1 protein-coding gene is annotated in these 537 nt (G+C 45.8%); it reads left to right on the top strand.

Features of this window, described 5'->3' with window-relative positions; all coding sequences use genetic code 11:
• Positions 1 to 537: hemagglutinin repeat-containing protein (locus tag ACFIJJ_RS10170; RefSeq protein ID WP_375646867.1), on the top strand; the 537-nt coding region annotated here is incomplete at both ends.

The following is a 537-nucleotide window of genomic DNA, read 5'->3' as shown; positions in this document are numbered from 1 at the left end:
TGGTGGGTTTTTGCTTGGCAGCGGTGCTGTAGATCTGAGCAGCCAAGGGCTTTTAGCCAATTCTTCCGGTGTTATTCTGGGGGATATCATCACCCTCAATGCTGAGACAATCATTGATGGTACCGCTAAAATCCGTGACACGAATGGATATGGTTTTGTTGATCGAGATGGGCAGCAGGCTCAAATCATTTCTATACAGGATTTAAATATTCAATCCCTTGGCGATTTAAGCATGAGCGGTGGGCAATGGAGCAGTGGTGGATCAACGACGGTGATTGTCGGTGGTTCTGCTACGTTTGGTTCATTAGTGCTAGAGAGTGACCATAAAGAGACATTGGAAAAAGGGCATTATAACGCCCAAAGCAGTGAGCACCGTTTGGCAGAAGTCAACAGTGATGGAGATTTGACCATTGTCACAGGTGGTGAGCTTAACCTTGAGGGAAAGTTTAAAGCCAAGGGCAATGGCGATTTCACTAGTGGTGGCGCTCTCAACGCGATTTCAGAGCAAGATTTTAACAGTTTTGATTTGGATCTTAG

The sequence above is a fragment of the Bartonella sp. TT29SHDZB genome, assembly GCF_042193395.1.
Taxonomy (GTDB): Bacteria; Pseudomonadota; Alphaproteobacteria; order Rhizobiales; family Rhizobiaceae; genus Bartonella.
The sequence above is the reverse complement of the archived record's forward strand: the minus strand, read 5'-3'. Positions and strand labels throughout refer to the sequence as shown.